This is a genomic window from Gemmatimonas sp. (genome assembly GCF_031426495.1).
Taxonomy (GTDB): domain Bacteria; phylum Gemmatimonadota; class Gemmatimonadetes; order Gemmatimonadales; family Gemmatimonadaceae; genus Gemmatimonas.
This window is the reverse complement of sequence record NZ_JANPLK010000002.1, coordinates 1-14,100: the sequence shown is the minus strand read 5'-3', so window position 1 is coordinate 14,100 and position 14,100 is coordinate 1. Positions and strand designations below refer to the sequence as shown.

The 14,100-nt window shown below is 66.6% G+C and carries 12 protein-coding genes; 11 read left to right on the top strand and 1 reads right to left on the bottom strand.

Features of this window, described 5'->3' with window-relative positions; all coding sequences use genetic code 11:
- The first annotated feature begins 1 nt into the window (after position 1).
- A complete protein-coding gene (gene hrpB, locus RMP10_RS00810; protein ID WP_310568626.1) occupies positions 2-2,554 on the top strand; it encodes an ATP-dependent helicase HrpB in 2,553 nt (850 codons plus the stop codon).
- Positions 2,555-2,915: 361 nt separating this feature from the next.
- Entirely contained in the window at positions 2,916-3,401 is a 486-nt protein-coding gene (locus RMP10_RS00805; protein ID WP_310568625.1) for a GxxExxY protein, read from the top strand.
- On the opposite strand, the gene RMP10_RS00800 is transcribed toward RMP10_RS00805, so the two are convergent.
- Entirely contained in the window at positions 3,373-4,545 is a 1,173-nt protein-coding gene (locus RMP10_RS00800) for a histidinol-phosphate transaminase (RefSeq protein WP_310568624.1), read from the bottom strand. The two genes, RMP10_RS00805 and RMP10_RS00800, sit on opposite strands and share 29 nt — an antisense overlap.
- Positions 4,546-4,622: 77 nt before the next feature.
- Between RMP10_RS00800 and RMP10_RS00795 the strand changes: the two genes are divergently transcribed.
- From RMP10_RS00795 to RMP10_RS00755, 9 genes are all read left to right on the top strand, one after another.
- Positions 4,623-5,621: a lysylphosphatidylglycerol synthase transmembrane domain-containing protein gene (locus tag RMP10_RS00795; RefSeq protein ID WP_310568623.1), complete on the top strand. Its 999-nt coding sequence runs from the start codon at positions 4,623-4,625 to the stop codon at positions 5,619-5,621.
- Between the two features lie 4 nt (positions 5,622-5,625).
- Positions 5,626-6,621, top strand: a complete 996-nt coding sequence (yedA, locus tag RMP10_RS00790; RefSeq protein ID WP_310568622.1) for a drug/metabolite exporter YedA — start codon at positions 5,626-5,628, stop codon at positions 6,619-6,621.
- 58 nt (positions 6,622-6,679) lie between these two features.
- Positions 6,680-7,042 (top strand): hypothetical protein, encoded by a 363-nt coding sequence (locus RMP10_RS00785; RefSeq protein ID WP_310568621.1) that lies wholly within the window; start codon positions 6,680-6,682, stop codon positions 7,040-7,042.
- Between the two features lie 91 nt (positions 7,043-7,133).
- Entirely contained in the window at positions 7,134-9,260 is a 2,127-nt protein-coding gene (locus RMP10_RS00780; RefSeq protein ID WP_310568620.1) for a GMC family oxidoreductase, read from the top strand.
- Between the two features lie 51 nt (positions 9,261-9,311).
- Positions 9,312-9,902: a MarR family transcriptional regulator gene (locus tag RMP10_RS00775; protein WP_309673400.1), complete on the top strand. Its 591-nt coding sequence runs from the start codon at positions 9,312-9,314 to the stop codon at positions 9,900-9,902.
- 69 nt (positions 9,903-9,971) lie between these two features.
- The gene (locus tag RMP10_RS00770; protein ID WP_310568619.1) at positions 9,972-11,072 is read left to right on the top strand and encodes an aminotransferase class V-fold PLP-dependent enzyme; all 1,101 of its coding nucleotides are present in this window, start codon (positions 9,972-9,974) and stop codon (positions 11,070-11,072) included.
- A complete protein-coding gene (locus RMP10_RS00765) occupies positions 11,069-12,067 on the top strand; it encodes a D-glycerate dehydrogenase (protein ID WP_310568618.1) in 999 nt (332 codons plus the stop codon). Before RMP10_RS00770 ends, RMP10_RS00765 begins: the two co-directional genes overlap by 4 nt.
- Positions 12,068-12,227: 160 nt before the next feature.
- Positions 12,228-13,103: an alpha/beta hydrolase-fold protein gene (locus tag RMP10_RS00760; protein WP_310568617.1), complete on the top strand. Its 876-nt coding sequence runs from the start codon at positions 12,228-12,230 to the stop codon at positions 13,101-13,103.
- Entirely contained in the window at positions 13,100-13,834 is a 735-nt protein-coding gene (locus tag RMP10_RS00755; RefSeq protein ID WP_310568616.1) for a DUF2461 domain-containing protein, read from the top strand. The genes RMP10_RS00760 and RMP10_RS00755 overlap by 4 nt, the downstream gene beginning before the upstream one ends.
- The last annotated feature ends 266 nt before the right edge of the window (positions 13,835-14,100 follow it).

Sequence of the window (14,100 nt, the reverse complement as noted above, 5' to 3'; positions counted from 1 at the left end):
CGTGCCAGACACCACGGTTCTTCCGATCGACGAGATCATTCCGTCGCTGCGCGCGGCGCTGACGGCGCGCACGGTCGCGGTGCTCGAAGCACCACCCGGCGCGGGCAAGACCACGCGCGTGCCGCTCGCGCTCGTGAGCGAGCCGTGGCTGGCGGGCGCGAAGGTGGTCATGCTCGAGCCACGTCGACTCGCGGCGCGCGCGGCGGCGTCGTACATGGCGTCGATACTCGGCGAAGAGGTGGGGCAGACGGTGGGGTACCGCGTGCGCGGCGAGTCGCGCATCTCGAAGCGTACGCGCATCGAAGTGGTTACCGAAGGCGTGTTGGCGCGCATGCTGAGCAGCGACGCCGCGCTCGAGAATATCGGGCTCGTGATCTTCGACGAATTTCACGAGCGATCGCTGCACGCCGACCTGGGGCTGGCGCTGGTGCTGGAAACGCAGCGTCATCTGCGCGAAGAACTGCGGGTGCTAGTGATGTCGGCCACGCTGGATGGGGTGGCGGTATCCGCGCTGTTGGCAGACGACGGCGGGCCGGCGCCCGTGCTGCGCAGCGAAGGGCGCATGTTCCCCATCGACACGCACTATCGCGCGCCGCGTCGTGACGAACGCATCGAAGCCACGACGGCGCGGGTGATTCGCGAAGCGCTCGACGCCACCGAGGGCGATGTGCTGGTGTTTCTGCCGGGTGCGGGTGAGCAGCGGCGCGTGGCCGAGCGTCTCAGCGGCGACGCGATGTCGGGCGTGCGCGTGCACACGTTGCATGGCAGCATGCCGTTGGCCGAGCAGGATGCGGCGCTGGCACCGGCGCGTGTGGGTACGCGAAAGGTGGTGCTCAGCACGAGCGTGGCGGAAACGAGTCTCACAGTGGCGGGCGTGCGGGTGGTGGTGGACTGCGGCTTGTCACGCGTGCCGCGCTACGATGCGTCGGCGGGGCTCACGCGATTGCACACGGTGCGCGTGAGTCGCGCGTCGGCCGATCAGCGTCGCGGTCGTGCGGGGCGTACGGCGCCGGGTGTGAGCTATCGGCTGTGGGATCAGCACGAGGATCACACGCTGTTGCCGAGCACGCGTCCGGAGATCGTGGACGCCGACCTGTCGTCGTTGGCGTTGGAGCTGGCCGACGCCGGCATCAGCGATCCCACGACCCTTCGATGGATCGACGTGCCGCGGGCGGGGCCGTTCGCGCAGGCGCGCGGGCTATTGGAGCAGCTTGGTGCGCTCGACGACGCGGGGCGCATTACGCCGCACGGCCGTCGCATGGCGGCGCTGCCGTTGCAGCCGCGGTTGGCGCACTTGGCAGTTGTCGCGGCGGATCGTGGTGCCTTGCCACTCGGCGCGGCGATCGCGGCGTTGTTGGAGGAGCGCGACATCGTGCGCTACGATGGATTGCCGCCGCAGTCGGATATGCGATTGCGCACGGAGCTGCTGCGACGCGATGGCGCGGCGGGGGCAGTGGGGGTGGCGGTGGATCGCGATGGCGTGCGTCGCGTGCGACAGACGGCCGACGACCTGGCGCGGCGCACGGCGAGCGGCGGTCAAGGCGCTGTGCGGTCGGGCGGATCGTGGGATGACGCGGATACGGGTTCGCTGCTGGCGTTGGCGTATCCCGATCGCGTCGCGCAGCGTCGCAGTGGTGCGGAGCCGCGGTACCTGCTGCGCAACGGCAGCGGGGCGGTGCTGGCGAAGCACGATGCACTGCACGACGCGCCGTATCTGGCGATCGCGGATCTCGAGGGCACGTCTCCCGAAGCCCGCATCGTGCGCGCGGCGCCGATCACGCTGGAGGAGCTGCGCGAGGATTTCGGCGAGCAGTTCGAACGCGTGCAACTGGTGGAGTGGGATGAGCGCACCAAGGCCGTGCGCGCGCGCAAGCGTACGATGCTGGGTGCGATGGTGATCGAGGAAGTGGTGTGGTCCGACGCCGAGGCCTCCGCCGTGCTGCAGGCGGTGCTCGACGCGATTCGTGCCCAACTCGCGCGCGGTGGCATCGAGGCATTGCCGTTCTCACAGGCGGCGTCACGTTTGCGTGAGCGGATGGCGTTCGTGCACGCGCACGACGAGAGCTGGCCCGACGTATCGGTGGCCGCGCTGTCGGCGTCGCTGGAAGACTGGGCAGGGCCGTACCTCGACGGCGTGCGCACGTGGGCACAGCTGGCGTTGGTGGACTGGCACGAGGCGCTGCAGTCACTCATGCCCTGGTCGCAGCGATCCGCGCTGGAGCGATTGGCGCCGACGCATATCGACGTGCCAAGCGGGTCGCGGATCGCGCTGGACTACAGCGAGCCTATGGCTCCGGTGCTGGCGGTGAAGCTGCAGGAGGTATTCGGGTGGACCACGACGCCGATGGTGATGGATGGGCGCGTGTCACTCACGCTGCAGCTGCTGTCGCCGGCCCAGCGACCGGTGCAGGTGACGCGCGACCTCGCGGGATTCTGGCGCAGCTCGTACTTCGAGGTGCGGAAGGAGCTGCGCGGGCGATATCCACGGCACCCGTGGCCGGAGGATCCGCTCACCGCCGAGGCGACGCGGCGAGCGAAACCGCGGGGCACGTGAACGAACAGCAACTGCCTTGACCGCGAATTGGCGCTAGTATCCACCAATGAACAACAACAAATTCGTGTAGTGGTCCGTGTCAATTCACGGCCATGCTGTTTGTTCTTTCTTTTAAACAAAAGCAAACAGCCTTACCGCGAATTGGCACGAATGCCCGCGAATGAACAGCAACGGCAACTAATCCGCGTGGTTGTCCGTGTTGATTTGCGGTCATGCAGTTTGCCTTTGATGTTCAACAAGAGAAATCAATTCGTGGCGAACGCGAGGAACAGTGCGTTCGAAAGACGGTGGCGGCGTATTTGTGGTGAGTATGATCGGTGGCAGTCACTTCAGGTTGTACGTAACGCAACCAGGAGCAAGCATGAGCGACGCACCGCGGAAGCCGCTGTTGCACCAGGAGCTCAGTAGCCAGATCATCAGCGCGTTCTACGAGGTGTACAACACCATGGTCCGCGGCTTGCTCGAAGGGTGCTATCAGAACGCACTCTATGTCGAGCTGCAGGAGCGCGGCATCCCGGTCGACCGCGAAGTGCCATTCGGCGTGCGCTACAAGGAACGCATCGTCGGCCAGTATCGCGTGGACCTGCTCGTTGATCGGAAAGTGATCGTCGAATGCAAGACCGCCGACACGCTGCACCCGCAGCATGAGGCTCAGATGCTGCACTACCTCAAAGCCACCAACACCGAGCTTGGACTGCTCATGTACTTCGGCTCCAAGCCGCTGTTCCGGCGATTCGTGCGCACCAACGGATCGGCGGCCTCCTTCACCGGTATCGAGGAGGAAGCCGCCGTGACGGACAGTGCCGAGACCGAAGACGCTACGCCAGCGCCCCGGGAATCAGCGTGACGAACTGCTTCATCTCGTCCGGTGTCCCGATGCTGATGCGGCACCAATCGCCATATGGCTGAAAGGCGCGACCAACGCGGAAGCCGCCGGCCAGGAAATGTTTCTGCAGCAGCTCGACCGGGCGCCCGGCGTGGAAGAACACGAAGTTCGTCTGCGACGGCGCCACGCGGCGGCCGGCTTTGGTGAGCGCGGCGGTGAGCAGCGCGCGTCCCTCGCGGTTCTTGGCCTTCACGAACTCCTGATACTCCGTGTCCTGCACCGAGGCGAGCGCGGCGCGCATGCCGAAGGTGTTCGGGTTGCCCGTGGCGAAGACCGCCATCTTCTTGATCACGTCCGGGTGCGCGATCGCGAAGCCGACGCGCAGGCCGGCGAGCGAATGGATCTTGGACGCCGTGCGGGACACGATGATGTTGTGGCCGGCGGTGACCAGATCCGTCATCGACTTGTAGCTCGGATCGTCGGCGAAGTCGTGGTACGCCTCGTCCACGACGACCAAGCACTTCTTCGCGGTGCTGATCACGAAGTCTCGCATGGCCGACTGATTGTCGAGCACCGCCGTCGGGTTGTTCGGATTGCACACGAACACCAGCTTCGTGTTCGCCCCCATCTTCGCGTTCATCGCCGCGAAGTCGTGATGCAGGTCGGCGGTGAGCGGCACCTTGTGCACCGTGACGCCCATCGAGGTGGCGTAGTCGGGCAGCTGTTCGAAGGTGGGCCACGGCAGCACCATCTCGCCGCCCTTCATGCCGGTGGCGAGTGCGGCGAGTGACAGCACTTCACTCGACCCCTGGGTGACCAGCACGTGCTCCGGCTTCACGCCCACGTGCGTCGCATACGCCTCGGTGAGCTCCTTCATCACCGGCGGATCGTAGTGCGGATGCTCGCCCCACGCGTTCATGATCGCGTCCTTGGCCTTGGGCGACATGCCGAACGGATTCTCGTTGAAGCAGAGCCGGATCGGACCGGCGGCGCGACGCTGCGTGGTGATGTCGCGCTCGAGCTGCTTCAGAATCTCCCCATACGAGGCGCCGCCCAGTGCGCGCGACGCCTCGAGCGCGGGCAGCAGTCCGGGGAGCGCCACGGTGGCGCCGACGCCGATACCGGTCTTGATGAGCCATTGACGACGGGAAACGGTGTCGGACATGCGAACCTCGTGTAGAGCTGGGCGGTCGGAGTTGGCGCGGCGTGCGTCTACGATACGGCGCGAACTATCTTTCCGCGATGTCTGCTGTGCGATGGCTTGCCACTGCCCTGTCGTTCGCCGCCATGCTTGGGGTGTCGGCATGGGTGGTCGCCTCCCATTGGCCGGCCCGGGGCATGCCGTGGCTGGCGTGGCCGGTGCATGCGGCGGCGTTGGCCACGGTGACGGCCGAGATCATCACCAGGGCGCTCAAGATCCAGGCATCGGCGCGGGCGTGCGGCATCCCGCTGCGTTTCGGCACCGCGGTGCGGGTCTGTCTGGCCGGTGACTTCGCAGCGGCCATCACGCCGGCGCGTTCGGGGGCGGAGCCGTCGCGGTTTCTGGTGCTGGCCGAGAGTGGCACCGGACCGGCGGGGCGCGTGTTGATTCTCTTTCTCGAGCTGTTTCTCGAGATGTGGTCGCTGGTGCTGGTGTGTGGGGTGCTGGCGGTGCTCTTTGCCGGACGCGGGGCTTCGGTGGCCGGGCTGCTTAGTCTCGTGGGTGGCTACAGCAGCTTCGTGCTGGGCGTCGGGGCGGCGGGGTTGGTGCTTTCGAAACGGAACGCCAACGGGCCGCCGCCCGCGTGGGCGCGGCGGGTGGGGCTGCACGCCGGGCGATGGCGCGTCGTGCAGCGCACGTTGCGCGCGCTCAGGGAATCGGTGCAGTCGCTCCGACGGGCCGATCCGGCGCTGATGCTGCTGGCCTTCGGGGGCTCGGTGCTGCACGTGCTGTTCAAGGTGGCCACGCTGCCCATTCTGGTGTTTCTGGGCGACCCGGCGTTCCCGCTCACGATGGACGCACTGGCCCCGCTCGTGCTGTGGCCGCTGGCGCTCTTTTATGGGGGTGTGGTGGTGCCGGCGCCCGGCGGTGGTGGCTTTATCGAAGGCGCCTTTGCCGCCACGCTCAGTTCGGCGATCCCGGCGGGTATCTTTGCCGCATCACTGCTCTGGTGGCGCTTTTACACGTTCTATCTGTACCTCCTCGTTGGCGGGGCGGCGGCCGGCGATGCCGCCCTGCGTGCCCTGCGGCGTCCGACCTGACGCGATGTCTTCCACGAACCGTCCGATTCCCAGTTCGCCTCCGTCGCCGACCGCAGCGCCAGTCGCCGCCACCAGGTGGCAGCTCGTCGCCGGCTTCCTGATCATCTACGTGGTGTGGGGATCGACCTATCTGGCGATCCACTGGGGCGTGGAGACGATCCCACCGTTCGGCATGGGCGCAGCTCGTTTTCTTATAGCTGGCACTATGTTGTACGCATGGTGCCGCGTGCGTGGCGCGAAAAAACCGACAAAGAGCCAATGGAAAGCGTCGGCAGTGATTGGCACGCTGCTCCTCTTCGTGGGCAACGGGGCCGTCTCGTGGGCGAGTCAGCGGGTGCCCTCCGGCCTGACCTCGGTGCTGGTGGCCACGGTGCCGCTCTGGCTGGTGCTCTGTGAACTCTGGCAAGGAAAGCGCCCCGACCTCATCAAGGTCATCGGCGTCCTGATCGGCCTCGGCGGCGTCGCCCTGCTCGTCATGCCCACCGGCGCGGCCAAGGCCACGGTCGATCCCGTGGGCGCCGTGGTGCTCGCGCTGGGTTCCCTGTCCTGGACCATTGGCTCGCTCTACTCGCGCACCGCACGGCAGGCCGAGTCGCCGGCGCTGGCCATCGCGATGCAGATGCTGGTGGGTGGGTCGCTGCTGCTCTTGCTGTCGCTGGCCGCGGGCGAGTGGACGCCGGCGCTGCACGTGTCCGTGCGATCGGCCGCCTCGCTCCTGTATCTGATCGTGTTCGGGTCGCTCATCGGCTTCAGCACCTACATGTGGCTGCTGAAGGTGGCCAGCCCGACGGCCGTGGGGACTTACGCGTACGTGAATCCCGCCGTGGCCGTGCTGCTGGGCGTGCTGTTGGCGGGTGAGCGTCTTCCGGCGCAGGCCGTGGCGGCCATGACGGTCATCCTGGGCGGCGTCGCCATGGTCAGCATCGCCGGCGGTGGCGCCAAGCGGATGGTCACCGCGGTGTGGCGCACCCGCGACGGCACCCGCGACGGCACCCGCTGAATCCTGCGCGCCCGCGGGTTCGTACGGACCAGCGTACCCACTTCTTCGGAGCTGCTCTGTGCGCACCCACATTAAAGTCGTCGGCATCGTCAACCTGATTTACAGCGCGATCGGCATCCTGGCCGCCGCTGGCGTATTGCTGGGCGGCATCTTCAGCTCGCTGGCCACGCTCAACCCGATTGTGCTGGTCGTCGGCACCGTCACCAGCGCTCTGATCGCCATCGTCATCGGCGCGATCAGTGTGTTTGGGTTGATAGCCGGCTTCGCGTTGCTCAATCATCAGCAGTGGGCCCGCTACGTCATCTTGTTCGTGTCGGCGTTGCGTCTCTTCCGTTGGCCATGGGGCACGCTGTTCGGTGGCTACTCGATTTGGGTGCTGATGCACGACGATACGCGTCAGATCTTCGCAATGCAGTCGTAACGTCTCCGCACGCCAGAGTTCGTTGTTCAACAACGGCGTGTTCGGCAGAACGCTGCTGGCGTGATGGAGGGAGGAGCGGTAGCGTGCCGACATGACTGGTGCCGCTGTCAGTTCAGAAACTCGTACGCCGCCTCGCGTCGTTCTCCCGCACTTGTCGCGGGCGCAGCGTGAGTCGCTGGCGGCGCGTGCCCCGTGTGTGCTCCGGGGCGCGCCGCCCAGCACGGAGTCCGCCAGCGAGTTCGTCGCGCGATGCGATGCGCGACTCGAACTGCTCCCCGCCCATCGCCGCGCGCAGCTGGGGCTCGCCCTCGATGTCCTCGGTGGACGCACGTCTGTGCTGCTGGCCATCGGCACGGCGACGCGTTTCGCCTCGCTGTCGGCCGACGAGCAGACGCGCTGCTTCGACCGCTGGCTCAACTCGGCTCTCGCTCCGCTGCGTTCGGCCTCGCATTCCGTGCGACGCCTACTGTTGGCGGTGCACTATGCCCGCCCCGAAGTCACGGAGGCCATCGGGTACGCCGGGCCGATGCACCTGCGATCGCCGCGGGTGTCATGGGAGGGGCCGATGGTTGGGATTTCCCGCGCCGATGAGCCGGTGGCCCGAGGCGAGATCTCGCTGCCCACGATCATCGCCCCGGCCCCGTTGCCGCGCGGCGTGATCCCCGCCGTCGCGATGCGCGACGATCTGCATCGCACCGCCGACGTGGTGGTGATCGGCACCGGCGCCGGCGGCGCGGTGACCGCCGCCCGATTGGCCGAAGCGGGGTTCTCGGTCGTCGTGCTCGAATCGGGGGCGTATCGCACGCGCGCCGATTTCGACGAACGCGAAGCCGAGCTCACCGAGCAGCTGTACGCCGATGGCGCGTTGCGCACCACCGACGACGCGTCGGTGGCGCTGGTGCAGGGCAACACGGTGGGTGGGTCGACCACGGTGAACTGGATGATCATGCTGCGCACGCCGGACTTCGTGCTCGAGCAGTGGGCATCCGAATCGGGCGTATACGGGATGACGCCCCGCGAGATGAGCCCCGTGTTCGAGCGCGTCGAGCGCGAGGTGCACGCCAGTGCGGTCCCTGAAGACGCGCACTCCGCGAATAACCGCATCCTCCTCGACGGCGCGCGATCGTTGGGGTGGAAGGTGTCCACGGCGCAGATCAACGCCAGCAACTGCGTGCGCTGCGGCTTCTGCGGCGTGGGCTGTCGGCACGACGCCAAGCAGTCCACGCTGGTGACCTTTGTGCCGCGCGCGCTGACGGCCGGTGCCACGCTGCATGCCGATACGCATGTGGACCGCATCGAAGTGCGCGAACGGGACACCGGCGCTGGCACGCCGCCGCTCAAGCGCGTGCATGCGACGGTGCGCGATCCGTATTCGGGGCGCACCGCCCGCATGCTCACGATCGATGCCCCGATCGTGGTCGTCGCCGGCGGCGCGATCGGCACGCCGGCGCTGCTGCAACGCTCGGGACTCGGTGGCGGTGGCGTGGGCCACTGGCTGCGCCTGCACCCCACGACCGCGGTCTGGGGACGTTACGATCACGAAATCGTGACGAGCACGGGTATTCCGCTCACTACCATGTGCGACGAATATTTGCGCTGGCGCAGCACGGACTACGGCTTCTGGATCGAGACGCCGCCGATGCATCCGTCGTTCACGGCGGCGGCCATGCCCGGGTTCGGCCAATCGCATGGAGCGCTCATGTCGTCATTCAACCAGCTGGGCGTGCTGATCGGCCTCACCCGCGACGGGGCCGACCGTTCGAGATCGAGCGGTCGCGTGCGAGTCAACCGTCGTGGCGAGACATCGATCACGTATGCGTTGACTCAGGAAGATCAGCGGCGCGTGCGCGCGTCGTTATCGGCCACGGCGCAGCTGCATTTCGCCGCCGGCGCTCGTGAAGTGGGCACCATGCACTCCACGCCGATCGTGGTCCGGTCGGCGGCCGATGTCGCCCGGCTCGAGGAAGGATCGGTCGGTCCAAATCGCATCGGGCTCTTCTCGGCCCACGTGAACGGCACCTGTCGTATGGGCACCGATCCATCCACCTCGGGCGCGACGCCCGAAGGCGAGCGGCACGGTGTGCGTGGGCTGTACATTTCCGACGGGTCGCTGCTACCCACGGCGCTCGGTGTGAACCCGCAGGAAACGATCATGGCGGTCGCGACGGTGCTCGCCGAGCGCATGGCGATGCGCCACGCCGGTGTGACCCGTACTTAGTGCGCAGTTCCGCCCTACCGACGTCCCAGCCCTCCGACCACCAACGCCCGCATGAGTAAGGGAGAGAAGAAACGCCGCCGCGCCCTCGACGCCTATTCGACACTGCAGCGCGCCGCGTCGATGGCGTCCGCGCAGGTCGAGCAGGCGGTGCATCCGTTCGGGCTCTCGGCGTCGCAGTTCGGGGTGCTGGAAACGCTGCAGTCGCGCGGGCCGGTGCATCAGCAGGAGCTGGCCGAGGCGCTGGGACGCAGCAAGGCGCAGATGACGGCGATTATTGACGCGCTCGAAGCGCGTGGCTGGGTGCGCCGGGAGCGACACGCCACCGATCGACGGTTCATCTCGGTGTATCTCACCGACGACGGGCGTGAGGTGCTGGTGAGTACGGCTCCGGCACGCAGCGATGCCATCGTGGCGATCATGGCAGAACTGAGCGGTGAGCAGCGCGCCCGCCTGGCGAGATTGTGCCGGCGGTTGCTGCGCGTCCTCGATCCGGATCAGTCGAACGAGCCGGCCGAGGAGGCGCAGGCCGACGCGCAGGCCGACGAAGTCGCTGACGCGGACGACGACGAACACGATGACGATGAATCCGACGACGAGCTGGGCGTACCGGCCGTCGAGACCACGCTTCCTTCTCCGACGTAATCGATGGCCGGACGGCACTTTCTTCAGATCCCGGGACCGACACCCGTTCCCGACCGACTACTGCGCGCCATGCACCGAGCGATGGAAGATCATCGCTCGTCGGCCTTTCCGGCGCTGACGCGTTCGATCCTTTCGCGCCTCCCGCAGGTCGTGCATCAGACGAAGGGTGAGCCGTTCGTGTTTCCGGCCACCGGTACCGCGATGTGGGAAGCGGCGCTGGTAAACACGGTGAATCCCGGTGGACGACTGCTGGCGGTGCGTTTCGGACAGTTCTCGCACCTGTTCATCCAGACGGCGCGCGCGCTTGGCTATCAGGTGGACGTGCTCGAAGAGCCGTGGGGCGACGTCGCCGATCCGGCGCGCATCGAAGCGGCGCTGGCCGCCGATACGGCGCACGAGATTCAGGGTGTGCTGCTGGTGCACAACGAAACGGCGACGGGCGTCACGAGTGATGTGGCGGCGGTGCGCGCGGCGATCGATCGCGCCAAGCATCCGGCATTACTGCTGGTGGACGGCGTGAGCTCGATTGCCAGTCTGGAGTTCCAGTTCGATGCGTGGGGCGTGGACTGTGCGATCACCGGCACGCAGAAGGGCTTCATGCTCCCCGCGGGGTTGGGCATCCTCTACATGAGCGAGAAGGCACTCACGCGCGTGGAGAGCTGCACGATGCCGCGCGCGTATTTCGATTTGCGCCCGATGCGCACGAACAACGCGCAGGGCTTCTTCCCGAGCACGCCAGCGCTGTCGCTGCTGTTCGGTCTCGACGAAGCGCTCACGATGCTGCTGGACGAAGGCATGGATGCCGTGGCCGAACGTCACCGCTTCCTCGCGCATGGCGTGCGGGCGGCGGTGGATGCGTGGGGGCTGCGTCAGTGTGCGAAGCGCGTGGAAATCGCATCGAATTCCCTCACGGCAGTGATGGTGCCTGATGGACACGACGCGCGTCAGGTGATCGAGCTCGCGTTTACGCGCTATGACATTTCACTCGGTTCAGGCCTGAACGAAGTGGCCGGCAAGGTGTTCCGCATCGGTCACCTCGGCGACACGAACAGTCTCACGTTGGCGGGTGCGTTGTCGGGCGTCGAGATGGCGCTGTGCGATGCCGGCATTCCCATCACGCTCGGCAGCGGCGTCGGTGCCGCGCTGCAGCAGTGGCGCGTGCGCGCATGAGTGCCTTGTCGACGGATACGAAGAACGTCCGCGTGGTGGTCACCCGGAAGATGCCGGCGGCGGTGGAAGCGGAGATCGCGGCGCGCTATGACGCGCTGTTCAACAAGACGGATCTGGCACTCGCCCCCGATCAGCTGAAGCAGGTGCTGCAGCAGGCCGACATCGTGATGACGACGGTGACCGATAGGTGGACCGAAGACATCTTCAATGTGCCGGGCATCCGCGCGCGCATGCTGTGCAACGTGGGCGTTGGGGTGAATCACATCAACGTGGCAGCGGCCAAGCGCGCGGGCATCACGATCAGCAACACGCCCGATGTGGTGACCGACGATACCGCCGACATTGCGATCGCGCTGATGCTGATGACGATGCGTCGGTTGGGTGAAGGTGAACGGCATGTGCGCAGCGGGGCATGGGGCGGATTGCGTCCGACGTTCATGCTGGGGCGTACGCTGCGCGGCAAGACGCTCGGCATCGTGGGCTACGGTCGCATCGGTCGCGCCGTGGCGCGCCAGGCCGCCGCAGCGTTCGACATGAAGATCATCTACTATGCACCACGCGATCCGCGCATCGATGATCCCGCGACAGCGGGACCGGCCGGCGCCGAGCGGGTCGATTCGCTGGAGACGTTGCTAGCGCGCGCGGATGTGGTGTCGTTGCATTGCCCGGCCACGCCCGACACACGTCACCTCATGAACGCACGCACGTTGGCGCTCATGCCGGCGCACGCGTATCTGGTGAACACCGCGCGCGGAGATGTGGTCGACGAAGCGGCGCTCACGTCGGTGCTGAAGGAGCGCAAGATCGCCGGCGCCGGTCTCGACGTGTATGAATTCGAGCCGAGTGTGACCGCCGAACTCAAGGAGCTCGAGAACGTCGTGCTGTTGCCGCATTTAGGTAGCGCCACGATCGAGACGCGCACCAACATGGGCATGCGTGCCCTGTCGAATCTCGATGCATTCGTCCAGACCGGGAGCGTAAGCGACCCGGTCTGACCGAGCCAGGGGTAGCGCACGCACCGCGCATTTCAAGCTATGCCCCGCGCCACCCACCCGCTTAGGTTGCGACCACCGTGGTCCACCGGCCCCGGTACTTCCGGTTGCCCCCACACGTTCGCCTCCTAACGGCTTCCCCAGCCCCAACACGTTCTCCACCGTGGTCCATGCGGGGCTCTCCGACGAACTGCACCCCACACCGCCGATTCCCCGGGTGGTGGGGTCTCTGTTGCATTTCACGGAGATCCGTTCGCGGTTTCTGCCGCACCCGCACGACGTGATCGTCTGTTTGCCGCCCGACTATGACCTGAACAGCGACCGACGGTACCCGGTGCTGTATCTGCACGACGGGCAGAACGTGTTCGACGATCTCGCCATGTCGCCGTTCGGGGTGCAGTGGGGCATCGACACGACCGCGCGCGCCCTCATGCATGCGCAGGTGATCGAACCGATGATCATCGTGGCGATCGGCAATGCCGGCCGCGATCGCATTGATGAGTACACGCCGACGCGCGACAACGCCCACGATGCAGGCGGTCTGGCTGATCGCTACGGGCAGATGTTGGTGTACGAGCTCAAGCCGTGGGTGGACCACAACTGGCGCACCCGCCGCGGCGCGCGGGACACGGGATTGGCCGGCAGTTCACTCGGTGGCCTGCTCACGCTGCATCTCGGCCTGACGCACTCGGCGGTGTTCGGGAAGATCGGCTTGTTGTCGCCCAGTGTGTGGTGGGACGATCGTTGGATTGTGCGTCAGCTAGTGGCCAACAACGGCATGCGTCCCGAGCTCAAGATCTGGCTCGATGTGGGCACGGGCGAGGCGCGCATGCTGAAGGGCACGCGGTTGCTGTATCGTATGTTGTTGCGCAAAGGCTGGCAGCCCGGACACGACCTGCTGTACATGGAAGCGGATGGCGCGCTGCATGACGAGCGGGCGTGGGGCGAGCGCTCCGGGTTGTTTTTGCGCTTTCTGTTTCCGGCCACGACGTCGTCGAATGACGCGATGGCCATGTCGATGTCCTCGGGGATGTCATGAAAGACCTGATCGGCGACAGCTTCACGCAGTTCACACCCAAGGCGTTCATATTCTTGCGTGGCATCGCGAAGCACAACCGCAAGGAGTGGTTCGAGGAGCATCGCGCGGATTTCGAGCGTGAGATCAAGCGCCCGCTGGCGCTGCTGGTGGAAGAGGTGGACGTGCACCTCGCCACGATTGCGCCGGAGATCGTGGGCTCACCGAAGAAATCGGTGTTCCGCATTCACCGCGACGTGCGTTTCTCCAAGAACAAGGCACCGTACAAGACGCACGCGGCCTGCTGGTTCTTTCATCGCGACGCGGGACGCGGCGTCGGCACGGAAGCGGTGCACGGCGGCGCGGGTTTCTACTTCCACATCGAGCCCGGCAGATCGTTCTGCGGTGGCGGCATCTGGATGCCACCGCGGTCGGCGGTGACCAAGATCCGTCAGGCGCTCACTGACGATCTGGAAGGGTTCGAGGAGATCGTGAAGGGGCGCACCTTCCGTCGCCGCTTCGGCGATCTGGACACCGACGGCATGCTGACCCGCCTGCCGCGTGGATTCGCCGCCGACCACCCGGCGGAAGCTTGGCTGCGCTATCAGTCGTATACGGCGTGGACCGAGCTCACGCCGGACGAGGTGACGAGCCCGAAACTGCCGCAGGCGCTGGCCAAGCATTATGCGGCGATGACGCCATTTGTGCGGTGGTTGAACGGGGCGTTGGGTCTCAGCTTGGCGACGAGCCGGTAGACCCTTAGCTGGCAAGGGCTTAACTGAAAACAGTCGAACTGCAAACTCCCTAGTGAGCAGGGGGGAGGGCATCAGGAAGGAGGAGGCAGGTGAACCGCGCGGAGTTCCTTCCTCCTCTCCCCTCGTGAGTTCAAGGGGTCAGAGTCGTTGGAAGCCCGCGGTGCAACCCCCGGGTCCCCTTGTAGGAACGCGGGGGGGGGGGGAGGGGCAGCGGGCGGGTGGCCGGGCTGCCGCCTGCGGGTGGCCCCCCCCCCGCGCCCGGGGGG

Coding starts and splice junctions, on each gene's coding strand:
- RMP10_RS00805 (WP_310568625.1), top strand. CDS start 2,916: ATGAGCGACGCACCGCGGAAGCCGCTGTTGCACCAGGAGCTCAGTAGC.
- RMP10_RS00800 (WP_310568624.1), bottom strand. CDS start 4,545: ATGTCCGACACCGTTTCCCGTCGTCAATGGCTCATCAAGACCGGTATC.
- RMP10_RS00795 (WP_310568623.1), top strand. CDS start 4,623: ATGTCTGCTGTGCGATGGCTTGCCACTGCCCTGTCGTTCGCCGCCATG.
- yedA (WP_310568622.1), top strand. CDS start 5,626: ATGTCTTCCACGAACCGTCCGATTCCCAGTTCGCCTCCGTCGCCGACC.
- RMP10_RS00780 (WP_310568620.1), top strand. CDS start 7,134: ATGACTGGTGCCGCTGTCAGTTCAGAAACTCGTACGCCGCCTCGCGTC.
- RMP10_RS00775 (WP_309673400.1), top strand. CDS start 9,312: ATGAGTAAGGGAGAGAAGAAACGCCGCCGCGCCCTCGACGCCTATTCG.
- RMP10_RS00770 (WP_310568619.1), top strand. CDS start 9,972: ATGCACCGAGCGATGGAAGATCATCGCTCGTCGGCCTTTCCGGCGCTG.
- RMP10_RS00765 (WP_310568618.1), top strand. CDS start 11,069: ATGAGTGCCTTGTCGACGGATACGAAGAACGTCCGCGTGGTGGTCACC.
- RMP10_RS00755 (WP_310568616.1), top strand. CDS start 13,100: ATGAAAGACCTGATCGGCGACAGCTTCACGCAGTTCACACCCAAGGCG.